The organism is Microbacterium sp. Y-01 (assembly GCF_003856715.1).
Classification (GTDB): domain Bacteria; phylum Actinomycetota; class Actinomycetes; order Actinomycetales; family Microbacteriaceae; genus Microbacterium; species Microbacterium algeriense.
Window position 1 is genome coordinate 819,185 of sequence record NZ_CP024170.1, and the last position, 24,118, is coordinate 843,302.

Genomic DNA, 24,118 nt, shown 5'->3' on the forward strand with positions numbered 1-24,118 from the left:
GAGTGTCCTCTCGGTGTCCGGCGCTGTGAGCCGGTGTCGGGTTGCGAGAGGACACTATGAGGCGCAGGTTGCCGCCCGTCGCGGGTCCGGTGAACGGACGGTGGCGAGGGGGTGGACGCTCGGGTGCGGCGGTGCTCAGTCCTGCGGCACGGTGTACTTGAAGCCGCGGTGCGAGCCCACGTAGCCGAGGCGCTCGTAGAAGCGGTGGGCGTCGGTGCGGGCGGCGTCGGAGGTGAGCTGCACCATCGACGCGCCGACCGCGGGGGCGGCGACATCTCCGACCCAGCGCATCACGGCGGATCCGATGCCCGAGGAACGCAGACTGCTCTGCACGCGCACCGCCTCGACCAGCAGCCGCCGTGCGCCGCGACGCGCCATCCCGGGGATGGAGGTGAGCTGCAGCGTGCCGACCACCGCGCCGTCGAGTTCGACCACCAGCAGGTCGTTCGAGGGTTCGGCCAGGATCTCGAGGAGGCCCTGCGCATACGCCGGCCGGTCCTCGGCCGAGGCCACATCGCCACGGGCCGCACTGATCGGATCATCCGCCAGCAACGCGATCACCGCATCCGTGTCCTCAACTGTCGCCCGTCGCAGGAGTGCGGTGCCGGCGCGCGAATCGATCGTGTGGGGCAGGGGCAGGGCATCGAGCATGGCCCCAGTCTGCCAGCGCGGGGGGCGGATTCGAGTGCAGCCCTGCGGCTCTGGAATCATGGCGAGGTGGATATCGGCGCCGTGCTCGGACTGGAGCAGCTCACCTGGGGGATCCTGCTGCTCGTCGTGGTGGCGGCCTTCTGCGCGGGCTGGATCGATGCGGTCGTGGGGGGAGGAGGGCTGCTGCAGCTGCCGGCGCTGCTGCTCATCCCGGGCATCGCGCCGGTACAGGCGCTCGCCACGAACAAGCTCGCCTCCGTCTTCGGCACGGCAACCAGCAGCGTCACCTACTACCGACGCGCGAAGCCCGACCTCCGCACGGCGCTGCCGATGGCGATCATCGCCTTGATCGGATCCTTCGGGGGAGCGGCCGTCGCGACCGTGCTGCCTCCCGCCGCATTCAAACCCATCATCGTGATCGCGCTGCTCGCCGTGGCCCTGTTCACCGCGTTCCGACCGCAGATGGGCGCGGCCACGCAGCTGCGCTTCCACGGACACAAGCACCACATCATGGCGGGCGCCGCCGGTCTGGGGATCGGTTTCTACGACGGGATGATCGGCCCCGGCACGGGCACGTTCCTCGTGATCACGCTGGTGGCGCTGCTCGGCTACGACTTCCTGCAGGCGAGCGCCAAGGCGAAGATCGTCAACCTCGCCACGAACGCCGGAGCCCTGATGCTGTTCATCCCGCACGGCTCGGTGCTGTGGCTGCTGGGCGGCATCCTCGCGGTCGCGAACGTCGCGGGCAGCTACCTCGGTTCGCGGATGGCCATCTCGCGCGGGACCACCTTCATCCGCGTGGTGTTCCTGGTGGTGGTGGTCGCTCTGATCGCGAAGCTGGGCGTCGACGTCTGGAACGAGAACATCGTCCCCGCATTCGCGTAGCCCCCCTTTTCCTTCTCCCTCTTCCCTCTTTTGCCGAGACCCCGGATACGCGACGAGACCCCGGGCTGCCAGCGGCAGTGTCCCGGGGTCTCGGCGGCACGACGGGGTCTCGGCGGCTCAGGCCTCGTCGTCGTCGGGCTCGTAGTCGACGCCGGCCTCGGCGCGCTGCTCCGGAGTGATCGGAGCGGGAGCGGAGGTGAGCGGGTCGAAGCCGTTGCCGGACTTCGGGAACGCGATGACCTCGCGGATCGACTCGGTCTTGGTCAGGTGCTGCAGCACGCGGTCCATGCCGAGCGCGATCCCACCGTGGGGCGGTGCGCCGAACTTGAACGCGTCGAGCAGGAAGCCGAACTGCTCGTCGGCCTGCTCGTCGCTGATGCCCATGACCTCGAACACGCGCTTCTGGATGTCCTCGCGGTGGATGCGGATCGAGCCGCCGCCGAGCTCCGAGCCGTTGCACACGATGTCGTACGCGTAGGCGAGGGCCGATCCGGGGTCGGTGTCGAACGTGTCCTCGAACTCGGGCTTCGGGCCGGTGAACGCGTGGTGCACGGCCGTCCAGGCACCGGCGCCCACTGCCACGTCGCCGGAGGCCACCGCGTCGGCGGCCGGCTCGAACATCGGGGCGTCCACGACCCAGGTGAAGGCGAACTCGTCGGGGTTCAGATAGCCCAGGCGACGGCCGATCTCGACGCGGGCGGCACCGAGCAGCGCGCGGCTCTCCTTGGTCGCGCCTGCCGCGAAGAACACGCAGTCGCCCGGCTCTGCACCGACGAGCTCGGCGAGCCCGGCCTGCTCGGCCTCGGACAGGTTCTTGGCGGCGGGGCCGCCCAGCGTGCCGTCCTCGTTGAACAGGACGTAGGCGAGGCCACGTGCACCGCGCTGCTTGGCCCAGTCCTGCCACGCGTCGAGCTGCTTGCGGGGCTGCGAGGCGCCGCCGGGCATGCGCACGGCGCCGACGTACTCGGCCTGGAAGACCCGGAACGGGGTGTCCTTGAAGTACTCGGTCGCGTCGACGAGCTCGAGGCCGAAGCGCAGGTCGGGCTTGTCCGAGCCGTACTTGGCCATCGCCTCGGCGTAGGTCATGCGCGGCAGCGGGGTCTGCACCTCGACACCGATCGTCGCCCACATCGCGACGATGAGCGACTCCATGAGGGCGATCACGTCCTCCTGGTCGACGAAGCTCATCTCGATGTCGAGCTGGGTGAACTCGGGCTGACGGTCGGCGCGGAAGTCCTCGTCGCGGTAGCAGCGGGCGATCTGGAAGTACTTCTCGACGCCGCCCACCATGAGCAGCTGCTTGAACAGCTGCGGGGACTGGGGCAGCGCGTACCAGCTGCCGGGGCTCAGGCGAGCGGGCACCAGGAAGTCACGGGCGCCCTCGGGCGTGGAGCGGGTGAGGGTGGGCGTCTCGACCTCGGTGAAGTCGTCGGCGTGCAGCACGTCGCGGATCGCCTTGTAGACGTTCGAGCGCAGACGCAGGGCGGAAGCCGGGGCCGGGCGGCGCAGGTCGAGGTAGCGGTACTTGAGGCGTGCCTCCTCTCCCACCGTCTCGGTGTCGGCGAGGGCCGTGGAGACCTGGAAGGGGAGCGGAGCGGATTCGTTCAGCACCTCGACCTCGGTCGCGATGAGCTCGATCTCGCCGGTGGGCAGGTTCGGGTTCGCGTTGCCCTCGGGGCGCTGCGAGACCTCGCCGGTCACCTTCAGGACGAACTCGTTGCGCAGCGGGTGCGCGATCTCCTCGTCGCGGATGACGACCTGGGCGATGCCGGAGGCGTCCCGCAGATCGATGAAGGCGACTCCTCCGTGGTCACGACGGCGATCGACCCACCCCGCGAGGGTGACGGTCTGACCGATGTGCTCGGCTCGCAGAGAGCCTGCCGAGTGGGTGCGAAGCACGGAGTATTCCTTCTGATCTGGGAAATGGGGAACCCGCCCATTCTACGGGGGAGCGCGTCGCCTCCTCCGCCCGTGCCGGCTCTCAGTAAGATCGCCAGGACAGAAAGGCCCATCATGGACTCCAACGGCATCTCCGACCTCTTCGCCGCGATCTTCTCCGGTACGACGGGTCTGATCGCCCTCGTCTTCTACGTCCTCGTCGTCATCGGTCTCTGGAAGGTCTTCACCAAGGCCGGATACCCCGGCATCCTCGCGATCATCCCGATCGTGAACGTGGTCTTCCTCGTCAAGATCGCTGGCATGTCCGGGTGGCTCGCGCTGCTGTACCTGATCCCGATCGTGGGCTTCATCTTCGGCATCATCGTCGCGGTGAAGCTGGGGGAGCGCTTCGGCAAGGGCGGGCTGTTCTCGTTCTTCCTGCTGTTCGTCTTCCCGTACATCGGCTATCTGATCCTCGGGTTCGGCGAGTCCCGCTACCGCAGGGCGTGACATGACGGCTTCGCGCCTGCATCTGGTCCGGCACGGTGAGGTGCACAATCCCGCCCGCGTGCTCTACGGGCGGCTGCCCGACTACCACCTGAGCGCCGCAGGTCGGGAGATGGCCGCGGCCGCCGCGACGCACGTCGCGTCGGGCGGGCGTCCGGTGACGGCGCTGTACTCGTCGCCGCTGGAGCGGGCGCAGGAGTCCGCGGAGCCGTTCGCCGAAGGCTTCGATCTGGTGCCGGAGATCGACATCCGCCTGATCGAGCCGACCAACGTGTTCGAGGGCACGCAGATGCGACGCTCCCTGCTGAACCCCTTCAACTGGTGGCACCTGCGGCAGCCGTCCCTGCCGAGCTGGGGCGAGCCGTACTCGTCCATCGCGGAGCGGATGCTGAGCGTCATGGACGAGGCCTGGGATGCCGCACCGGACGGAGACGTGGTGATGGTGTCGCACCAGGCGCCGATCTGGATCACACACCTCCGGGTCGCCGGCCTGCCGCTGCGACACGACCCGCGGACCCGACGCTGCGCCCTGTCGAGCGTGACCTCCTTCGAGCGCGTCGGCGACGTCTGGCGCGAGGTCGCCTACGCGGAGCCCGCCGCGACCGGTGGTGCGGTCGACGTCGGGGCGGTCTGACCCGCTCTCGGCCAGGTGACCCCGACGACGGTCAGAGCGACTGGATGACGCCGACCGCCGCGAGCTGACCGGCGGCGGCCGAGAGCAGCACGGATGCCATCGGCCCGGGGAGGCTCGCGCGGTGGGCGAGGTCGCCGGCGGCGAAGACCCCGGGGACAGAGGTGCGACCGAAGTCGTCGATCTCGACCGAGCCCGACTCGAGCATCCGCAGACCGAGCTGCTCGGCGAAAGGGGCGCGCTGCCTCATCGTTCCCGACGCCACGAAGACCCCGGCGACGACGAGTTCCTCCTGATCCGTGCGGACGCGGACGCCGTCCGGGTGCGCGTCGACGGCGGTGGCCGGAGCGTCGACCACCCGCGCGCCCCGCGCCTCGAGGGCACGCTGCTCCTCCTCGGAGAACGCGGTGTCGACGGGGAAGACCGTGATCTCGCCCACGATGCGTCCCAGCAGTCCGATCAGGTGCTCGGCACGGGGTGCGGCGCCCAGGATCGCGATCGGCTTCCCCGCATGCTCGTGCCCGTCGCAGAAGGGGCAGCTGAACGCCGCCGCGCCCCAGAGCTGCTGCAGCCCCGGGAGCGCGGGCAGGTCGTCGGCGACGCCGGTGGCGAGGATCACGCGGCGGCCGTCGACCTCGGACCCGTCGGCGAGGTGCACGCCGAACGCGTCCTCGCGCGCTTCGACACGGTCGACGCGGGCATCCCGGACCTCCACGTCGTCGTAGGCGGCGAGCTCGCTCCGACCGGTCGCCCGGAACTCCGCCGGCGGGGTGCCGTCCTCGCCGATCATGTTGTGCATGTGCAGGACGGTCCCGTTGCGGTACTCGCCGGAGTCGAGCAGCAGCGTCGAGCGATGCATCCGTCCGAGGGTCAGCGCGGCCTGGAGTCCTGCCGGTCCTGCGCCGATCACGATCGCGTCGTACATGGTGGTCCTTTCGGGTGGGTGTTGCCTTCGAGGCCAGTCTGTGAGTTCATGTCAACATGAAGTCAAGTGCTGATCATCCGTGGTCCGTCGGCGAGGTCGCCGAGCGGTTCGACCTGCCGACCAACGTGCTGCGGCACTGGGAGTCGGTAGGCCTGCTGCGCCCGCCGCGCGACCCGGCAGGACGACGCCGCTACGGCGAGGACGAGATCGTGCGCATCGCCGTGATCCAGCGGAGCAAGGCGGCGGGGATGAGCCTCGAGCAGATCGCGGTGCTGCTCGACGACGGCAGCGCGGGTCGGCACCAGGTTCTGCAGCAGCACATGGACGACATCGATCGGCGGATGGAGGAGATGCGCCTCTCACGCGCCATGACCGAGCACGCGATGGGGTGCCGGGCGCACGACATCGCCACGTGTCCCCGCTTCCGGGCCGGGGTGGACGACGTGCTCGCCCGCTTCTGAATCCCCCCGGGGGTACCCGGCTCGTGCATAGGATCCTCTGCGTAAACTCGGAGTCGTGCCACTCGACTCGACGGTTCGTCCGATCCGCAGCGGCCGCCCCTCCCGCATCCGGCCCTCGCGCCGTGCGGTCGGTGCCGCGCTCGCTGCGGTGCTCGCCATCGGCTTGAGCGCCTGCGCTCCCGATCCGGTCAGCGAGTCGTTCCTGAACGGCGAGAACACCGGCTACGTGGCGGCCGACGGCGCGATCGTCGAGATCCCCGTCGCCGAGCGCGGCGAGCCCGTCGCCTTCGGCGGCGTCACCGAGGACGGCGAGAAGTTCGACAGCGCCGACATCGCGGGACAGGTGGCCGTCGTGAACTTCTGGTACGCCGGTTGCGCGCCGTGCCGCCTCGAAGCCGCCGACCTCGAGGCCGTGTGGCAGGAGTACAGCGACGACGACGTGTCGTTCATCGGCATCAACACGCGCGACCAGGCCGACACCGCCACCGCGTTCTCCGAGGAGTACGGCGTCACCTACCCGAGCCTGATCGACGTGGACACCGCCGAGGCGAAGCTCGCCTTCGCGAAGGCGACCCCGATCGCGGCGACGCCGACCACCCTCGTGCTCGACAAGCAGGGTCGCGTCGCGGCACGCATCATCGGCCCGATCGACGGCACGTCCATCCTCTCCACGCTCGTCAAGGACGCGCTCGCGGAGGACTCGTGAGCACCAGGGGAGTGCTGTGAACCCCGAAGCGATCATCGGCTCCGGGGCCCTCTGGATCGCGATCCCGGTCGCGATGCTCGCGGGACTCGTCTCGTTCCTCTCCCCGTGCGTGCTGCCGCTCGTGCCCGGCTACCTCGGCTTCCTCGGCGGCGCCGTCGCGCCACGATCGACCTCCTCGGCCGCAGCCGGCGGACAGGGCCAGGCGACCTCGACCGTGCAGCCCACGACCCGCGGCCGGCTCGTGCTCGGCGTGCTGCTGTTCATCCTCGGCTTCACCATCGTCTTCATCCTCTACACCGTGCTCGGCGGAACCGTCGGCGTGTTCCTGCTGCAGTGGGGCGACCTGATCACCCGCATCCTCGGCGTCGTCATCATCGCGATGGGACTGGTGTTCCTCGGACTCTTCGGCTTCGCGCAGAAGGAGCTCCGCTTCCACGTCGATTCGAAGGCCGGCATCATCGGAGCCCCCCTCCTCGGCGTCGCGCTCGGCATCGGCTGGGCACCGTGCATGGGGCCGACGCTCGCCGCGATCCTCGCGCTCTCGTTCAACGCGGGCGACCCGGTCCGCGCGGGTTTCCTGGGCCTGGCGTACTCGCTTGGACTCGGCATCCCGTTCCTGCTCGTCGCGCTCGGCTTCGGCTGGGCCACCAAGGCGATCGGCTTCCTCCGCCGCCACATCCGCGTGGTCAACATCGTCGGCGGCGTGATGCTGATCCTGCTCGGGGTGTTGATGGTCACCGGTCTCTGGACCGACATCATGTCCCGGCTGACGGCGGTGATCGGCAGTGTCATCCTCCCGCTCTGATCGTCCCGAGAAGAACACCCGCACTGAGAAGGCCATGACGAAGAACAAGGGTGCCGTGAACGGCGACTCCAGCGATCCGCTCCGCCCGTCCGACCATGTCGACGGCGACGACTCGATCACACAGCCACGGCTCGGCTTCGTCGGCTGGCTGCGCTGGGGATGGCGTCAGCTGACCTCAATGCGCACCGCGCTGATCCTGCTGCTCGTGCTCGCGATCGCGGCGATCCCCGGCTCGATCTTCCCGCAGCGGATGGCCGACCCGAACGGCGTCACGCAATGGGAACGCGACAACCCCGACCTCTTCCCCGTGCTCGACGCGATGAAGATGTTCGACGTCTACCTGTCGCCGTGGTTCTCGGCGATCTACCTCCTGCTGTTCGCGTCGCTCGTCGGCTGCGTGATCCCGCGCATCAAGCACCACGCGAAGGCCCTGCGGGCTCGGCCGCCGCGCACCCCGGCACGACTGCAGCGCCTCGAGGACTACCGCGCGGTCACACGCGACCCCGCTGCGGACTCCGGCACCAGGACGGGCGATGCCGAGGCGGAGGCCGCCGCGTCGATCGACGTCGCGACGAAGCAGCTCAAAGCGCTCGGCTACCGCGTGGAACGCTACGACCGCGGCCGCACCTTCTCCGTCTCCGCCGAGCGCGGCTACTGGCGCGAGACCGGCAACCTGCTCTTCCACCTCGCGCTGGTCGGCGTGCTGGTCACGGTCGGTATCGGCGGCGGATTCTCCTACACCGGACAGCGGGTGCTGGTCGAAGGCGAGACCTTCGCGAACACGCTGCTCGACTACGACTCCATGAACCGCGGCCGGTTCGTCGGCGACGACGCCTTCGCTCCGTACTCGATGCGCCTCGACTCGTTCGACGTGACGTACCAGCCGTTCGGAGAACCCGGCTCCGGGCAGGCGGGCGACTTCTCCGCGAACGTCACGGTGCAGGAGAACGGCGAGGAGCGCACCGGCGCCGTCAAGGTCAACGAGCCTCTCGCGGTCGCGGACGACGATGTGTTCCTGCTCGGCAACGGCTACGCCCCGACCGTGACCGTGCGAGACCCGGACGGCAAGGTCGTCTTCACGGGCAGCACGCCGTTCCTCCCGCAGGACAACAACATGACCTCGCTCGGGGTGCTCAAGGTTCCGGACGGACTCGCGGAGCAGGTCGGACTCGTCGGCTTCTTCTACCCGACGACGGGCGTGCTCGACACGGGCGCCTTCTTCTCGGCGTACGGCGACCTCACGAACCCGACCCTGACGCTCGACGTGTACACCGGCGACCTCGGCATCAACGAGGGCGTTCCTCGGTCCGTGTACGTGCTCGACACGACCGGGATGACCAAGCTCACCGGCCGCAGCACCGACGTGGAGTCCATCGAGCTGACGCCCGGCCAGACGGCCCAGCTGCCGGACGGTCTCGGATCGGTGACGTTCGAGGACGACTCGCCCGCCGGCGCCACGGACGCGTCCGAATCCGTGAAGCGCTTCGCCTCGCTGCAGATCCACCGCGACGAGTCCGGCGTCTGGGTGCTCGGCTTCGCGCTGCTCGCGCTGGGTGGACTCATGGTCGCCCTGTTCGTGCCGCGCCGCCGCGTCTGGGTCAAAGCCACGGCGAAGGACGGCGCCGTGGCGCTGGAGTACGCCGCGCTCGCCCGCGGAGAAGACCCCACGCTCGCCGCCGCGGTGGACGACCTCGTCGCCGGGCACGCGCGACTGCTCGACGCAGCAGGCGGCACGAAGGCGCAGCCGACCCCTGACGAGACGGCGGATCAGCCCGCTGAGCCGGAGGCCCCGGCGACCGACACCCGAAAGTAGACTGACACCATGCTCGAGCTCAACGTGATCTCGCCGGTCCTGCTGTGGACGGCGATCGCGATCTACGCGGCAGCCTTCGTGGCCTACGCCTTCGATCTCGCGCGCCGCTCGCAGGCCACGGCCGATGCGCAGACCGTGAAGGAATCCGTGCTCGTCGGGGCGGCCGGAGCGAGCACGACGGCCTCGTCCCTCCCGTCCGGGGCGGCCGCAGCACCGCAGCGCTTCGTGATGGCGCGGATCGGCACCTCGCTCACCGTGCTGGGATTCCTGTTCCATCTCGCCGCGACCGTCACCCGCGGTATCGCGGCCGGACGCGTGCCGTGGGCCAACCTCTACGAGTTCGCGATGATCGGCACGCTGCTCATCATCGCGGTGTACCTCGTGGTGCTCACCCGCCTCGACCTGCGCTTCCTCGGCACGTTCATCACGGGCCTGGTCGTCGTGCTCCTCGGCCTCGGAGCGACGAACTTCTACGTCGAGGTCTCACCGCTGATGGACCCGCTCAAGAGCGTGTGGCTCATCATCCACGTGTTCGTCGCGTCGCTCGCGACCGCTTTCTTCGCTCTCGCGTTCGCCCTCTCGGTGATCCAGCTCATGCAGTCGCGCCGAGAGCGTCTGGTCGGAGAGGGGGCCGCGAAGACCGGGCCCGGGTTCCTCCGCACCTTCCCGACGTCGGTGCGCCTGGAGAGCCTCGCCTACCTGTTCACGATCATCGGCTTCATCCTCTGGACCTTCACGCTCATCGCGGGATCCATCTGGGCGTACTACGCCTGGAGCCGCTTCTGGGGCTTCGACGTCAAGGAGACCTGGACCTTCGTGATCTGGGTCATCTACGCCGGGTACATCCACGCACGCGCGACCCGCGGCTGGCGCGGCAACCCTTCCGCGTGGCTCGCGATCGTCGGCTTCTCGGCCGTGATCTTCAACTTCACGATCGTGAACGTCTTCTTCAAGGGCCTGCACGCCTACTCCGGCCTGAGCTGAGTCCCCGCCCCGCCCCGCCGCCGTCCCGCCGTCCCGGCCCGCCGGCCCGCGCCGCCGTCCCCCCCGTCAGACCTCCGTCCGCACAACTTCGGAGATCCGGGCCGACACGCCGTCCCTCACCCCCGAGGCGCGGCGTGTCGTCATCGGGTCTCCGAAGTTCTGCGGATGCGTCTCAGGCTCGGCTGCGGAGGGGCAGGATCTCGGCATGCTCGCGGCCGTCCTGGTACCAGACGAACTCCGCCTCGGAGATGACCTCCGCCGGCACCGACCCGAACGCGCGGGACTCGGCCTGCGCGAATCGAGACCACTCCTTGGCGTCGAGACTATTGCCGTAGAGCACCGACAGATGAAAGGTCCAGTCCGCCAGCGGCAGTTCGCCGAGGCGGCGGAAGTCCGTGGCATCCAATGCGGCGGTCAGGGTTGAATACGCCGTGACGAGCGAGGCGCTCCGGGCCAGGCGTACGATCAGGATCTGCCACGGCGCGGGGAACTCGTCCACTGCGTCTGCGATGATCTCGATCGGGCGCTGCTGCGCGGCCCACGCGCGGATGAGGGCGGCGAGTTCCTCGCGCCTCTCCAGCTCGGAGAACCCACGGAGCGTGACGTGCCCGGTGTGTGGACGTCGCACCGGGATGCCGAGACGCGCGAGCGCGGCGTCCTGCACGCCCCGATAGGTCTCGCGCACGCCCGCCGTGGGTCGGAGCACGAGGTACTGCTGCCCCTCCAGGCTCGCGAGCTGTTCCGGGGTGTCCATGAACGGTCGGCGCATGGAACGAGGTTACAAACCTGTGCCCCGGGTGCCGCGCACAACTTCGGAGTGTGACGACGACACGCCGGGCTCGCCGGGCGAGGCGCGGCGTGTCCGGCGCGATCTCCGAAGTTGTGCGGGGGAGTGGGGCGGTGGAGTGAGGCGGTGCGGGTGGGAGGGGTCAGGCGGGGGCGAGGAGGGCCTTGGCGGAGGTCGTGCGGCGGAGGGTCACGGCGAGCGTGGTGGCCACGAGCGACAGCACGCCCCAGACCACGAGAGCCGCGACCGCGGAGCCGCTGGCGGTGATCAGGCCGGCGAACGCGGGAGCCGTCGGGAGGGCGGCGCCGATCCCGGCGAGCCAGTCGGGCACGGTCGAGATGAGCCCGGTCGCGACGGCGAGCACTCCGACGAGCGCGGAGATCCAGCGGCCGACGCCGCCGAACAGCGCGACGAGCGCCTGGTTCACCGCGGCGAACACCACACCGGCGAGCACGGCCGTGCCGGCGAAAGCCCACCAAGTGCCGGCATCGTAGCTCGCCACGATCTGCACGATCAGCGACACCAGCAGACCCTGCCCTGCGCCGATCAGCGCGGCGGGAGCGAACGCTCGCAGGGTCAGAGACGCGGAGGAACGGCGTGAGGTGAGGGTGCGAGCCGTGTGGGCGCGCATCACCACGAACGTCGCCAGTCCCCCGAACCAGAGCACGACCGCGGCGAGCAGCGGGATCGCCGTCGGGCCGAAGATCGTGTTCGTCGAAGAGTTCGACGACACGGGGTCGGCGATCACGGAGGCGAGCGACGTCGACTCGCTGTCGCTGAACGAAGGGAGGGAGTCGGATGCCGTGCGCAGTCCGCCCGCGAGGTCGCCCGTCCCGGTCGCGAGGGTGTCGAGTCCGGTGGCGAGTTCCGTTGAACCGTCGGCGAGCGCGGTCGCTCCCTCGGACAGCTGTGTCGCGCCGGAAGCGAGGCCCCGTGCGCCTGTGGCGGATGCGGCGATGCCCTGGTCGGCGAGCTGGGTGAGGCCGCCCGCGAGCTGTGTCGCACCGGTGCCGGCCTGGGTCATGCTCGAGGCGAGAGTGCTCAACGTGCCGGGGAGCGCGGCGACGCCGCCGGCGACCTGGTCGCTGTTGAGCACGCCGGAGGCGGTGCCGGCGTCGGTGGCCACGGCCCCCGCCTGGGTGGCGAGGCCGGAGTACAGGTCGCATTGAGCCTGATCAGCGACCGGCGGGGTGCACGCCGCGGCCGCGAGACCGCCGAGCTGCTGGGCGAGCCCGGCGGAGCCGGCGGCGGCGGACTGCGCCGATGCGGAGGCGCTCTGAATCGCGCCGACGAGCTGCTGGGTGCCTCCCACGTTCTGCTGCAGCGTCGCACCGCCACCGGTGAGTCCCGATCCGATCTGCGCCGCGCCGGCCGCCGCCTCCCGCGTCTTGCCGGCGATCGTGTCGAGGCCCGAGGCCAGCGACGACGCTCCGGAGCTGAGCTCGCCCGCGCCCGAGGCGAGCTGGGTCGCACCGTCGGGGATCGCGGCGGCCCCGGTGGCGGCATCGCGCGCACCGTTCGCGAGCTTCAGCGCACCGTCGGCCGCATCGCCGATCTGATCGCCGATCGTGGTGAAACCGACCAGGATGTTCTCCGTCGTCGCCTCGGAGAGCATCGTGCCCATGGTCGAGGCCGCGACGTCGGCGATCTGACCGGTGATGAGGTCGTCGGCCACGAGGCCGTCGTCGGGGGTGGTCACGGTGATGGTGGCCTGCTCGGCCTTTCCCCCGCCGTCGGAGATCGCCGTCCCGGCCGAGGTCGCCGCAGCGGAGAAGTCCTCGGGGATCGTGATGACGGCCTGGTAGGAGCCGTCGGCCAGGCCGTCCGCGGCGTCGTCCTCGTTGGAGATCACCCACGTCAGGTTCGAGTCGAGGTCGTCCGAGCCGTCGACGAGGCCTGCCGCGAGCTGGCGTCCGAGCGGGGTCGTCTGGCCGTCGATGGTCACGGGCTCGTCGAGGTTCACGATGGCCGCGGTCATGGACTCGAGCCTCTCGGTCGGATTCTGCAGCGCCGTGACGAGGATGCCGCCGACGGCCGCGGGCAGCAGCAGCACGCCGAGGATGGTCAGCCAGGTGATGGGCTTGCGGGAGCGCGCGCGCTCGATGGGGAGGGTCATGCGGTCACCTCGGTGGATTCGGCGACGCCCCGTCGTGAGGCGCGCGTGTCGAGAGTCTGGACGTCGGGCCATCCGGCCTCGGCAAGGGTGGCGCGCGCCGTACCGGGGTCGGCGGCGGTGGCGAAGACGGCGAGCGGACGTGCGGCTGCGGCATCGCGCAGCATCGCCGTCGCCTGGTCGCGCTGGGGATCGGTGAGGCGGTCGATACCGTCGATCACGACGACGCGGGATCTGCCGCGCAGGGCTTCGGTCAGGTCGTCGAGCGCGGCATCCTCGCCGTCCACGAGGACGCATCCGACGTGCGATCGCACCCATGCCGCTCGGCCGGGCAGCAGGTGGCCTCCGACGCGCAGCCGCCCGTCGGACGGCGTCAGACGGCCCGCGATCGTGAGCGCGAGAGCGCGGCGCGCCCCGGGATCGCCGCCGGTCGCGATCACGGCGCCTCCGGCCGGCAGGCGGACGGAGAAGTCGTCGATGAGCGGCGAGTCCGCGGTGATCACGAGGTCGTCGGCCGCCACCACCGAGTCGTCGCCGGGCCATGCGGCCAGGTGCCGCTCGCGTTCGACGGCCTCGCCCTCCACGTCGACGCGGGGGAGGACCTTCTCCAGCCAGCGGGGCAGCTCCCAGGCGCGCTCGCCGAGGATCGCCATCAGCGCCGGGATCAGCGTCATCCGCACGAGGAACGCGTCGAACGCGATGCCGGCGGCGAGGCCGAGGGCGATCGGCTTGAGCGAAGAGTCGCCTTCGGGGACGAAGGCCACGAACACCGCGAACATGATGAGTCCGGCCGCCGTGACGACCTTCGCCGACCCGGTGAAGCCGCTGCGCACGGCGCGGAGCGCGGCGGCCCTGCGGGTGGCGCGGTTCGGGCTCGTCGCGTCCTTGTCGTGCACGAAGTCCTCGCGCATGCGGGAGACGAGGAACACCTGGTAGTCCATGGCGAGGCCGAACAGCACGCCCATCAGGATGATCGGCATGAAGCTGATGATCGGTCCGACCTTGGCGACATGCAGCAGATCCGCGAACCAGCCCCACTCGAACACGGCCCCGACCACACCGAAAGCGGCGACGATCGACAGCAGGTAGCCGACCGCGGCGGTGATCGGCACCCAGAGCGAGCGGAACACGATGGTCAGCAGGATCAGCGACAGGCCGATCACGAAGATGCCGAACGGCAGCAGTGCGTTGCCGAGCTGGTCGGAGATGTCGATGCCGACGGCCGTGAAGCCGGTGACCTTGAGGTCGATGCCGAACTCGTCCAGCCATTCATCGTGGTGGCTGCGCAGCTCGCGCACGAGGTCGGCGGTCGCGGGGTCGTCGGGCGCGGTCTCCGGCACGATCTGCACGATCCCGGTGTCTGCGGTCTCGTTCGGGGTCGCGAGGGCGACCTCCTTGACGCCGGGGACCTTCGCGACCGCGTCCCCGAGGTCCTCCATCAGCGTCAGCGGATCGGTGGAGGTGACGATCGTTCCGGTCAGGATCATCGGACCGTTGAAGCCGGGACCGAACTCCTCGCCGACGAGGTCGTAGGTCTGCCGCGCCTCGTTGTCCTTCGGGAGCACGCCGGCGTTGGGCAGTGCGAGGTCGAGGCTGAGCGCGGGGACGGCGACGATGCCGAGCCCGAGCACCACCGCGATCGACACCAGCGCGGGGTGCTTCATGACGCCGCCGACCCATCGGGCGCTGCCCTTCACCGGGACGACCGGCTTCGAGGGCGCGGTGTCATCGGCCGAGTCGTCGGCGTTCCCCTTCGTCTTCGGCGCCCTGGCCTTCTTCGGGCGACCGACGACCCTGCCCTTCATGAAGCCGAGCAGGGCGGGAGTGAGGGTGACCGCGATCGCGACGGCGACGGCGACCGCGGCGGAGGCGGCGATACCCATGGTCGTGAGGAACGGGATGCCGGCGAAGCCGAGGCCGATCAGGGCGATGAGCACCGTGACACCGGCGAACACCACGGCCGATCCCGCCGTGCCGACGGCGCGGGAGGCGGATTCCTCCGGGTCGACGCCGGCGCGAACTTGATCCTGGTGGCGCGCCATGATGAACAGCGCGTAGTCGATGCCCACCGCGAGCCCGAGCATGAGCGCCAGCAGCGGGGTGGTCGAGGACACGGTGGCGAAGGCGGTGGCGGTGAAGATGCCGGCCATCGAGATCCCGACGCCCAGGATGGCCGTGAGCAGGGGGAGTCCGGCGACCACGAAGGAGCGGAAGGTCACGATCAGCACCAGCAGGGCGATCAGCAGTCCGACGGCCTCGGTCAGGGTGACGCCGGGGATGGAGATCGCGAACAGATCGCCGCCGAGGGAGGTCTGCGAGCCTGAGGGGAGATCCGCGCCCAGGTCGGCGACGACTGTGCGCAGCGCATCCTTCGTCTCCTCGGAGACATCGGTGGACTCGCCGTCGAACTGCACGCGCACGATGGCGGCGGTGTCGTCGTCGTTGATCATGCCCTTGACCATCTCGTCGTACGGGGAGGTGGCAGCGAGCACGCCGTCGAGGTCGTCCAGCTCATCGACCGCGCCCTCGATGTCGTCCTGGTACTCGGCATCCGTGATCTTGTCGCCGTCGGCCGCGACCACGATGAACTGCGCGTTCGTTCCGCTCACCTGCGGGAAGGAGCGCGAGAGCTGCTCGAGGCCGGCCTGGGACTCGGTGCCCGGGATGGAGAACGTGTTGTCCGTGCCGGCGCCGAGCACCAGGGCACCAGCGCCCGCGATGCCGAGCGCCAGGAGCCACGACACCAGGACCCGCCAGGGGTGGCGGAAGGACCAGCGTCCGAGCGACGACAGGAGTGTGGACACGCGTTCCTCCGAGGGGGTGCGGGGTGGATACACAGGTGTATCCGATACATAGATGTATCGTAAGGTGACCCGGCGCGCGGAGTCTGTGTGCAGGGTGTGAATCATGCGAGAGTGAAGGGTCAGGAGGTTTCGATGTCGACACCCGCAACCCGCAGTCGCGAGAACACGCGCGCCCGTCTCCTCGAGGCGGCCGCCCAGGTCTTCGCCGAAGCCGGTCTGGACGGCGCCTCCGTCGAGGCCGTCTGCGAACGGGCCGGTTTCACCCGTGGTGCTTTCTACTCCAACTTCGAGTCGAAGGACGAGCTGTTCCTGATGCTCACCGCGAGCGTCGCCGACGCGCGTGTGCGCGCCGTGCGTCAGCGCGTGGAGGAGATGACGGCGGAGGGCGCGCTCGCCGAGGGGTGCGATCCGATCGAGCTCGTGCAGCAGGTGATGGAACTCGGTGGCGATGATCGCCTCGGGGTGATGCTGATGAGCGAGATCCGCATCCGGGCGCTGCGTGATGCCCGTTTCGGCGAGGCCTACCTGGCGCAGGAGCGGGAGATGGTCGCGAGCATCGCGCAGATCGTCGACGACATCGCCGCCGCCGTCCCCCTTCGGTTGCGGCTGCCTGCCGCGGTCGCGGCGCGGATGCTCATGATCGTCTGGGAGGGCATGACCGTTCGCGGGGCCATGGCCGGTCAGGACGATGCGCAGCTGCGCCAGTCCGGGAGCGAGGAGCTCGGTCACCTCGTTCAGCTGCTCGTCGACCCCTGAGCACCGCCGACGGATCAGCCGATCAATCCCTCTCTGCCGACGCCAGCTCGTAGTGACAGCGGGCGAGACGCGCGAGCCACCATTCGCGTCGCTCGTCGGACGCCGCGAGCCGGGTGAGGGCGTCGGCGTCCGGTGTCAGGCGTCCCACCGGGATCTCGCCGTCGACGGGGCGCAGGTCGGCCACGTCGTCGAGGAACAGCGAGGCCGTGCCGAGTCCGCAGTCGTAATCCAGCGTCGGGAGGGCGGCGGCCAGCGCGGCCCCCTGCGACAGGCCGATCGCCGTGTCCAAGGCGCTCGAGACCACGACCGGCAGTCCGGCTGCGGTGACGATCTGCAGCGCGTGCGTGATCCCGCCCAGCGGCTGCGCCTTGATGACGAGGAGGTCCGCGGCGCCGGCGCGCGCGACCGCGAGAGGGTCCGAGGATTTCCGCACGCTCTCATCGGCGGCCACGGGGATGCCCATGTACTTCACCCGCCGACGCAGGTCCGCCAGCTCGGGGACCGTGGCGCACGGCTGCTCGACGTACTCGAGGTCGTACTCGCCGAGCACGTGCACGGCGTGCTCGGCTTCGTCCACGTTCCACAGCCCGTTGGCATCCACCCGGATCCGGCCCTCGGGGCCCATCGCCTCGCGCACCGCACGCACCCGCGCCGCGTCATCGGCGAGCGTCTGACCGGGCTCGGCCACCTTGACCTTCGCCGTGCGGCACCCCGCGAACCGCGACAGCAGTTCCGGCACCTGTGCGGCGTCGATCGCCGGGACCGTGGCGTTCACGCCGATCCGCTCGCGCAGTGGCGTCGGCTGCTCGCGCCACGCGAAGTCGATCGCCGCCGCCAGCCACGTCGCCGCTTCCACGTCGTCGTACTCGACGAACGGCGAGAACTCGGCCCAGCCCTCCGGCCCCTGGAAGAGGAGGGCCTCCCTGGTGTCGACGCCGCGGAAGCGGCTGTGCATTGGGAGGGCGACGACCCTGGCCGAGTCGAGCAGGTCTGCGAGGGGCGGGATCATGTGCCCATTCTGCTCCGTGTCGTCGGTCGGGCCGCGCTTCGCCCCTCGGGTGCGTCGATTCCGCGAGAACATCCCATCCACCGACGTGTCCGACAGCAGTGTGTCGTTGACAATGGTGTGTGACGCACAGTAATGTGATCGGCATGAACGAGACGCTGGACACGCATCTGCAGGAACTCCGGCGCGGCACCGTGGTGCTCGCCTGCCTGCAGCTGCTGCGCACCCCCGGGTACGGCTACTCCCTGCTGGAGCAGCTCGAACAGCGGGGCTTCGCGACCGACGCCAACACGCTGTACCCGCTGCTGCGCCGCCTCGAGAAGCAGGAGTACTTGACGAGCGAGTGGAACACCGACGAGGCCAGGCCGCGCAAGTTCTACCGCACCTCGGAGGCCGGCATCCGCCTGGCCGACACCCTCACCGACGAATGGCGGTCGCTCACGGCGGCGATCGCATCCCTCACCGCAGAGGAGCACTGAAATGACGACGACCACGCTCACCGAGCGATACATCAGCGCGACGATCCGCAGCCTCCCTCCCGAGGCTCAGGGCGACGTGCGCGCAGAACTCGAAGCCTCCATCGCCGACGCCGTCGAGGCGAGGCTCGAGCAGGGCGAGGCGCCCGAAGCCGCGGAGCGCGCTGTGCTGACCGAGCTCGGCGATCCCGGCGCTCTCGCCGCCGGGTACGCGGATCGCCCGCTGTACCTGATCGGTCCGCGGTACTACCTGATGTGGTGGCGACTGCTGAAGCTCCTCCTCCTCATCGTCCCGGTGTGCGTGTTCGGTGCGGTCGCTCTGGGGCAGGTGATCTCGGCCGCACCGGTCGGGGAGGTCATCTCGACGTCGATCCTCGCGACAGGTGGCGCGATCCTCCACATCTGCTTCTGGACGACCCTGGTGTTCGTGATCCTGGAGCGGCCGGGGAGCACGGCGGCCCTGACCGAGTGGAACGTGGACCAGCTGCCGGAGCCCGCGCAGGACGGCGCGGGCAGGAGCGAGCTGATCGCGTCGCTGGTGTTCCTCGGGATCTCCGTCGGCGCGCTCCTCTGGGATCGGTTCCGCGGTTTCGTCCAGGTCGACGGCCAGGCCCTGCCGATCCTCGATCCGGACCTGTGGCCCTGGGGGATCGGCGTGCTGCTGCTGATCATCGTGGCGGAAGCGGTGTTCGCCGTCGTGCTCTTCCGCGCGGGGCGGTGGAGCCCGCGGTTGGCGGTGGTGAACACGATCCTCGCCGTCGCCTTCCTCGCGTGGGCCCTCGTGCTGCTGTTCACGGGTGAGCTCGTCAACCCGGACTTCCTTGCCCACGTCGAGGCCGCCGGGGGCGAGGGGTTCGCTGCGGGACAGGCGGGTGCCGCCGATGAGGGTGGAGTGTTCCGCATCCTCGCTGTCCTGCTCGGGTTCGGGGTCGCGGCGGGGGTCGGATGGGACATCGTGGACGGCTGGCGCAAGGCGGCCCGCGCGCGTCGCGGCTGATCGTCCGACACGATCACCTCCTCCCGTCGCACCGGCTGTCGGCATGGCGCATCCAAACCGACAGCAAGGGCGACGGGAACCGGGGAATAGGGTGGATGCCGTGACCGATGCCTTCGTCTCCGACCTGTTCGACCCGGCCGAATGGGTGCTTGCGCCCGGTGCCGAGGACTACACCGACATCACCGCGCACGTCTCGCGCGACGGCGGCGTCGCCCGCATCGCGTTCAACCGGCCGGAGGTGCGCAACGCCTTCCGCCCGCACACCGTGGACGAGCTGTACCGCGCGCTCGACATCGCCCGACAGGATGCGCGCATCGGCGCCGTGCTGCTGACGGGCAACGGCCCGAGCCCGAAGGACGGCGGCTGGGCGTTCTGCTCCGGCGGCGACCAGCGCATCCGCGGTCGCGATGGGTACAAGTACTCGGATGCGGAGACGGCGATCGTCGACGGTGCGAGCCGAGCCGCCGTCGGGCGTCTGCACATCCTCGAGGTGCAGCGTCTGATCCGCTTCATGCCCAAGGTCGTCATCGCGGTGGTGCCGGGATGGGCGGCCGGTGGCGGACACTCCCTGCACGTCGTGTGCGACCTCACCATCGCCTCCGCGGAGGAAGCGCGCTTCAAGCAGACCGATGCCGACGTCGGCAGCTTCGACGCCGGATACGGCTCGGCGTACATGGCGCGCCAGACCGGGCAGAAGCTCGCCCGCGAGGTGTTCTTCCTCGCCGAGGAGTACTCCGCGCAGCGCGCCTACGAGATGGGAGCGGTTAACCGCGTCGTCCCGCATGCCGACCTCGAGCGGGAGGCGCTGAAGATGGCGCGCACCGTGCTGACCAAGTCGCCCACGGCGATCCGCATGCTGAAGTTCGCCTTCAACGCGGTCGACGACGGGCTCGTCGGCCAGCAGGTGTTCGCCGGGGAGGCCACGCGTCTCGCGTACGGCACCGACGAAGCCGTGGAGGGGCGCGATTCGTTCCTCGAGAAGCGCGACGCCGACTGGTCGTCGTTCCCCTGGCACTACTGACCCCTGGCACGACGGAAGCGGAGACCCGGATGACCGCGCTGATCCCGACGGATGCCGAGGACCCGCAGCAGCTGTGGGAGGCGCTGCGCAGCGCGCTCGAGGGAGGCCCGGCGCTCGGACTCGGCATGGTCGCGGGCGCACCGGAGAACGTCGCGGAGGGGATCGCGGCCGTGATCGCCACCTCGGGGTCGAGCGGCGTTCCGAAGCGCGTCGCCCTGAGCGGTGAAGCGCTGCGGGCCAGCGCCGAGGCGACGGCCGCACGGATCGGGAGCGGGCGGTGGCTGCTCGCGCTCCCGGCCGGCTATGTGGCGGGTCTGCAGGTGCTGGTGCGATCGCTTCTCGCCGGCACGCGGCCGGAATCGGTCGAGGGGCGCTTCTCGCCGCTGTCGTTCGCGGAGGCGACCCGCTCGCTGCAGCGCCGGACACCGGGTGCCGATCTCCCTGATCTGTACACGTCACTGGTCCCCGCGCAGGTCGCGACCCTGCTCGACGCGGCGGACGACCCGGCGGTCCTCTCCGCGCTGCGGGCCTATCGCGCGATCCTCGTCGGAGGGCAGTCGCTTCCGGAGCCGCTGCGCGAACGCGCGGCGGCACAGGGGGTGCACCTGGTGCGCACCTACGGGTCGACCGAGACCAGCGGTGGCTGCGTGTACGACGGGGTGCCCCTCGACACGGTCGCGGTGCGCACGGTCGACGGGGAGCTGCGCATCGCAGGTCCCATGCTCGCGGAGGGGTACCTGGGAGACGGAGAGCTGACCGCCCGGGCGTTCGTGCGCGACGAGCTCGGAATCCGCTGGTACCGCACCGGCGACCTCGGGCTCGTGGAGGACGGCGTCGTACGTGTGCACGGGCGCGCGGACAACGTGATCGTCTCGGGAGGCGTCAACATCTCGCTCGACCGGGTGGAACGGGTCGTCCGTCGGATCCCCGGCCTGCACGAGGCGGTCGTGATCGGTGTCGAGGACGAGCGCTGGGGGGAGGCGTCGGTCATCGTCGCGGCGCGCGGGGAGGTGCTGCGGCGCAGCGAGTCGGAGCAGCTGGCGCAGGCGCGCGACGCCGTCGCGGACGAGGTCGGCAAGCACGCCCGTCCGTCCCGTCTCATCGTCGTGGACGAACTCGATGTCCTGGCGTCCGGCAAGCCCGACCGCGAGGCGATCAGGAGGGCGGTCGCCGCGCTGCACCGAGCCGGACGGGGACTGCCAGAATGAACCGCATGGCCTCGTACACGCACGGACACCACGAATCCGTCCTCCGGTCGCACAACGTGCGCGACATCGCGAACTCGGCGCAGTACCTCCGCCCGCATCTCACGGCCGCCACGCGTCTTCTCGACGTGGGCGCCGGCCCGGGCAGCATCACAGTCGACTTCGCAGGTGTCGTCGCGCACGTCACGGCCACCGAGATCGATGAGGGCGCCCTGTCGCTGTCGCGCCGCCTGGCCGCCGAGCGGGGCCTGACCAATCTCGACTTCTCCGTCGAGGACGTGCACGCGCTCGGCTTCCCCGACGACTCCTTCGACGTCGTGCACGCGCACCAGGTGCTCCAGCACGTGGCCGACCCGGTGCAGGCGCTGCGGGAGATGCGTCGCGTCGCCGTGCCGGGTGGGATCGTCGCGGCGCGCGATGCCGATTACGCGGGATTCCTCTGGTTCCCGGTGCTCCCGGAGCTCGATCGCTGGCTCGCGCTGTATCGCGCGGCCGCCAGGGCGAACGGGGGAGAGCCCGACGCGGGACGCCGACTGCTCGCCTGGGCACGCGCCGCCGGGTTCCAGGACGTCACGGCGACCGCCTCCACGTGGTGCTATGCCACCCCGGCCGAGCGCGCCTGGTGGGGCGGGATGTGGGCCGACCGCATCCTCGAGTCCGCGCTCGCCCGGCAGCTCGTCGACGAGGGCATGGCGAGCCGGAGCGATCTGGAGGACATCAGCGAAGCGTGGAAGCGCTGGGCTGAGGACGGCGACGGCTGGTTCCTCGTGCCGCACGGCGAGATCCTCGCGCGCGCCTGAGGCGGAACGCGTACATCCGCAGACGGATGTCCGACGCCGTGCGCTCGCGTAGCGTGGGGGAGTGATCCGCCCGCTCTCCCGTACGGCGCTGGTCCTCGACATCGTCGGGGCGGCGCTGCTCTTCGTCGTCCTCACGCCGATGTCGCTGGTGTTCTACGCGCCGGTCCCCGGCGGCGGGTCGTTCGGGATCGCCGCCGCCGCGATGGTCGTGGCGAGCGTGCTGATGTTCGGCGGCGTCGCGATCGGCCGGCTCGCTCCCGGGCTCGCGCTCGCCGCGGCGTGGGCGGGCGCGATCGTGCAGATGCTCGCCGGCTTCGGCCCGCTGCCCATCGACTTCGCGATCCTGATGGTGCTGTACGCCACGTCCGCATGGGGCACCCGGCGCGTGCTCTGGTGGGGCTTCGGCTCCGCGCTCCTCGGCGGACTCGTGGCGGCCCTGTTCATGGTGTTCGTCAGCGGCGTCAGCTTCGGCTCCGGATCGGGGTGGGAGCAGGTCACCACCGGTACGCTGCTGCTCGCGCTCTCGGCGATGGCGCTCGGATTCGCCTGGGTGTGCGGGCTCCTCTGGCGCGTCATCCTGCGGGCACGCCGCACCCGTGCCGCACAGCTCCAGGCGGAGTCCCTGGCTGTCGAGGAGCAGGAGAGGGTGCGCATCGCCCGCGACATGCACGACATCGTCGCGCACTCGCTGGCCGTCGTGATCGCGCAGGCGGACGGCGCGCGCTACGCCGCGGCCGTCAAGCCGGAGATGGCCACCGAGGCGCTCGGCACGATCGCACAGACCGCGCGCGGGGCGCTCAGCGATGTGCGGATGCTGCTGACCCAGCTGCGCCATCGTCAGGGCGACGGTCCGCAGCCCACGCTCGCCGACCTCGAGGCGCTGTTCGCCCAGGTGCGACAGGCGGGGATCGAACCGCGCGTGACCGTCGACCCGATGCCGCCGGGCGAGCCGCCCGGGGCGATCCAGCTCGCCGTCTACCGGATCCTCCAGGAGGCGCTCACCAACGCCATCCGTCACGGTGACGGCGCCGTCGACGTGCACCTGGCCTGGCTGCCGGATCGCGTGGACATCGACGTGCGCAACACGGTCTCGCGCGAGGCGGTGGTCGGACAGGGCGGCCACGGGGTCATCGGGATGCGCGAGCGCGCCCAGCTCGCCGGCGGTAGTCTGCAAGCCGAGCGTCGGGGGACGCAGTTCGTCGTCCATGCCTCGCTTCCGATCGGAGTGTCCGAATGATCAGAGTCGTGCTCGTCGACGACCAAGCGCTGTTCCGCGCCGGCATCCGGATGCTCGTCGCCTCGCAGCCCGACCTCGAGGTGGTCGGAGAAGCAGGCGACGGCAGGGAGGCGCTCGAGGTCGTGCGCACGACCCGACCCGACGTGGTGCTGATGGACATCCGCATGCCGGTCATGGACGGACTCACCGCGACCGCGGAGATCCTCGCCAGGCCGGAGCCGCCCCGCGTTGTCATGCTCACCACGTTCGATCTCGACGAGGCCGCGGCCAGGGCGATCCGCCAGGGCGCGAGCGGCTTCCTGCTCAAGGACGCCGACCCGGAGTTCCTGCTCGCCGCGATCCGCACCGTCCACGCGGGATCGAGCGTGATCGCCGCGTCGGCGACCCTCGACCTGTTCGCGCACTTCGCCGAGGCGCCGAAGCCGGTTCCGCCCCAGTACGCGACGCTCACCGATCGCGAGAAGGAGATCTTCGCGCTCGCCGCGCGCGGTCTGTCGAACGCCGAGATCGCCGGCCGGGAGTACCTGAGCGAGGCGACGGTGAAGACGCACATCAGCCGCATCCTCACCAAGCTCGGGCTGCGCGACCGGGTGCAGCTCGTCGTCTTCGCCTTCGAGCACGGACTGGTCTGACCCTCGCGCGGTGTCCGTGGCCTGGTGCAGGATCCGTG

The 24,118-nt window shown here is 70.3% G+C and carries 23 protein-coding genes; 16 read left to right on the plus strand and 7 right to left on the minus strand.

What is annotated here, in order from left to right; translation table 11 throughout:
- Nucleotides 1-135: 135 nt before the first annotated feature.
- On the minus strand, nt 136-651 hold the full coding sequence (locus CSX12_RS03795) for a GNAT family N-acetyltransferase (protein WP_124894905.1): 516 nt from the start codon (nt 649-651) through the stop codon (nt 136-138).
- Nucleotides 652-717: 66 nt separating this feature from the next.
- Between CSX12_RS03795 and CSX12_RS03800 the strand changes: the two genes are divergently transcribed.
- Nucleotides 718-1,536 carry a TSUP family transporter gene (locus CSX12_RS03800; protein WP_017203767.1) on the plus strand — a complete coding sequence of 273 codons (819 nt, stop codon included), beginning with the start codon at nt 718-720 and terminating at the stop codon, nt 1,534-1,536.
- Between the two features lie 117 nt (nt 1,537-1,653).
- On the opposite strand, the gene aspS is transcribed toward CSX12_RS03800, so the two are convergent.
- Nucleotides 1,654-3,435: an aspartate--tRNA ligase gene (gene aspS, locus CSX12_RS03805; protein WP_017203766.1), complete on the minus strand. Its 1,782-nt coding sequence runs from the start codon at nt 3,433-3,435 to the stop codon at nt 1,654-1,656.
- A 114-nt stretch (nt 3,436-3,549) separates the two neighbouring features.
- Between aspS and CSX12_RS03810 the strand changes: the two genes are divergently transcribed.
- Together CSX12_RS03810 and CSX12_RS03815 are read left to right on the plus strand one after the other, a co-directional pair.
- Nucleotides 3,550-3,924 carry a DUF5684 domain-containing protein gene (locus CSX12_RS03810; RefSeq protein ID WP_017203765.1) on the plus strand — a complete coding sequence of 125 codons (375 nt, stop codon included), beginning with the start codon at nt 3,550-3,552 and terminating at the stop codon, nt 3,922-3,924.
- Nucleotide 3,925: 1 nt separating this feature from the next.
- The gene (locus tag CSX12_RS03815; protein ID WP_124894906.1) at nt 3,926-4,555 is read left to right on the plus strand and encodes a histidine phosphatase family protein; all 630 of its coding nucleotides are present in this window, start codon (nt 3,926-3,928) and stop codon (nt 4,553-4,555) included.
- Between the two features lie 31 nt (nt 4,556-4,586).
- On the opposite strand, the gene CSX12_RS03820 is transcribed toward CSX12_RS03815, so the two are convergent.
- Complete coding sequence (locus CSX12_RS03820; RefSeq protein ID WP_124894907.1) at nt 4,587-5,477, minus strand: NAD(P)/FAD-dependent oxidoreductase; 891 nt, start codon at nt 5,475-5,477, stop codon at nt 4,587-4,589.
- A 56-nt stretch (nt 5,478-5,533) separates the two neighbouring features.
- Here CSX12_RS03820 and CSX12_RS03825 point away from each other — a divergent pair, with 56 nt between their 5' ends.
- From CSX12_RS03825 to ccsB, 5 genes are read left to right on the plus strand one after another with little or no spacing between them, the layout of a single operon-like run.
- On the plus strand, nt 5,534-5,938 hold the full coding sequence (locus tag CSX12_RS03825) for a MerR family transcriptional regulator (RefSeq protein WP_124894908.1): 405 nt from the start codon (nt 5,534-5,536) through the stop codon (nt 5,936-5,938).
- 55 nt (nt 5,939-5,993) lie between these two features.
- Nucleotides 5,994-6,644 carry a TlpA disulfide reductase family protein gene (locus tag CSX12_RS03830; protein WP_124894909.1) on the plus strand — a complete coding sequence of 217 codons (651 nt, stop codon included), beginning with the start codon at nt 5,994-5,996 and terminating at the stop codon, nt 6,642-6,644.
- Between the two features lie 16 nt (nt 6,645-6,660).
- Nucleotides 6,661-7,449, plus strand: coding sequence for a cytochrome c biogenesis protein CcdA (locus tag CSX12_RS03835; protein ID WP_124894910.1), 789 nt, complete (start codon nt 6,661-6,663; stop codon nt 7,447-7,449).
- A 34-nt stretch (nt 7,450-7,483) separates the two neighbouring features.
- Nucleotides 7,484-9,262: a cytochrome c biogenesis protein ResB gene (locus CSX12_RS03840; RefSeq protein WP_100248801.1), complete on the plus strand. Its 1,779-nt coding sequence runs from the start codon at nt 7,484-7,486 to the stop codon at nt 9,260-9,262.
- A gap of 9 nt (nt 9,263-9,271) precedes the next feature.
- Nucleotides 9,272-10,246, plus strand: a complete 975-nt coding sequence (ccsB, locus tag CSX12_RS03845) for a c-type cytochrome biogenesis protein CcsB (RefSeq protein WP_017203758.1) — start codon at nt 9,272-9,274, stop codon at nt 10,244-10,246.
- Nucleotides 10,247-10,418: 172 nt separating this feature from the next.
- Here the strand turns inward: ccsB and CSX12_RS03850 are convergent, their stop codons facing one another.
- From CSX12_RS03850 to CSX12_RS03860, 3 genes are all read right to left on the minus strand, one after another.
- Nucleotides 10,419-11,015 (minus strand): 2'-5' RNA ligase family protein, encoded by a 597-nt coding sequence (locus CSX12_RS03850; protein WP_241160559.1) that lies wholly within the window; start codon nt 11,013-11,015, stop codon nt 10,419-10,421.
- 160 nt (nt 11,016-11,175) lie between these two features.
- Entirely contained in the window at nt 11,176-13,149 is a 1,974-nt protein-coding gene (locus tag CSX12_RS03855) for a YhgE/Pip family protein (RefSeq protein WP_124894911.1), read from the minus strand.
- Complete coding sequence (locus tag CSX12_RS03860; protein ID WP_124894912.1) at nt 13,146-15,950, minus strand: MMPL family transporter; 2,805 nt, start codon at nt 15,948-15,950, stop codon at nt 13,146-13,148. The genes CSX12_RS03855 and CSX12_RS03860 overlap by 4 nt, the downstream gene beginning before the upstream one ends.
- Nucleotides 15,951-16,082: 132 nt before the next feature.
- On the opposite strand from CSX12_RS03860, the gene CSX12_RS03865 reads away from it, so the two are divergent.
- Nucleotides 16,083-16,706, plus strand: a complete 624-nt coding sequence (locus CSX12_RS03865; protein WP_017203753.1) for a TetR/AcrR family transcriptional regulator — start codon at nt 16,083-16,085, stop codon at nt 16,704-16,706.
- Nucleotides 16,707-16,728: 22 nt separating this feature from the next.
- On the opposite strand, the gene CSX12_RS03870 is transcribed toward CSX12_RS03865, so the two are convergent.
- The gene (locus CSX12_RS03870; RefSeq protein ID WP_124894913.1) at nt 16,729-17,715 is read right to left on the minus strand and encodes an o-succinylbenzoate synthase; all 987 of its coding nucleotides are present in this window, start codon (nt 17,713-17,715) and stop codon (nt 16,729-16,731) included.
- A gap of 143 nt (nt 17,716-17,858) precedes the next feature.
- Between CSX12_RS03870 and CSX12_RS03875 the strand changes: the two genes are divergently transcribed.
- From CSX12_RS03875 to CSX12_RS03905, 7 genes are all read left to right on the plus strand, one after another.
- Complete coding sequence (locus CSX12_RS03875; protein ID WP_040568751.1) at nt 17,859-18,191, plus strand: helix-turn-helix transcriptional regulator; 333 nt, start codon at nt 17,859-17,861, stop codon at nt 18,189-18,191.
- Nucleotide 18,192: 1 nt separating this feature from the next.
- Nucleotides 18,193-19,185 (plus strand): permease prefix domain 1-containing protein, encoded by a 993-nt coding sequence (locus CSX12_RS03880; RefSeq protein ID WP_124894914.1) that lies wholly within the window; start codon nt 18,193-18,195, stop codon nt 19,183-19,185.
- 100 nt (nt 19,186-19,285) lie between these two features.
- On the plus strand, nt 19,286-20,206 hold the full coding sequence (locus tag CSX12_RS03885) for a 1,4-dihydroxy-2-naphthoyl-CoA synthase (RefSeq protein WP_026049921.1): 921 nt from the start codon (nt 19,286-19,288) through the stop codon (nt 20,204-20,206).
- A 29-nt stretch (nt 20,207-20,235) separates the two neighbouring features.
- Complete coding sequence (locus CSX12_RS03890) at nt 20,236-21,414, plus strand: AMP-binding protein (protein WP_017203748.1); 1,179 nt, start codon at nt 20,236-20,238, stop codon at nt 21,412-21,414.
- Nucleotides 21,415-21,419: 5 nt separating this feature from the next.
- Entirely contained in the window at nt 21,420-22,211 is a 792-nt protein-coding gene (locus tag CSX12_RS03895; protein ID WP_124894915.1) for a class I SAM-dependent methyltransferase, read from the plus strand.
- Nucleotides 22,212-22,272: 61 nt separating this feature from the next.
- Nucleotides 22,273-23,448, plus strand: a complete 1,176-nt coding sequence (locus tag CSX12_RS03900) for a histidine kinase (RefSeq protein ID WP_124894916.1) — start codon at nt 22,273-22,275, stop codon at nt 23,446-23,448.
- The gene (locus CSX12_RS03905; RefSeq protein WP_017203746.1) at nt 23,445-24,080 is read left to right on the plus strand and encodes a response regulator transcription factor; all 636 of its coding nucleotides are present in this window, start codon (nt 23,445-23,447) and stop codon (nt 24,078-24,080) included. Before CSX12_RS03900 ends, CSX12_RS03905 begins: the two co-directional genes overlap by 4 nt.
- The last annotated feature ends 38 nt before the right edge of the window (nt 24,081-24,118 follow it).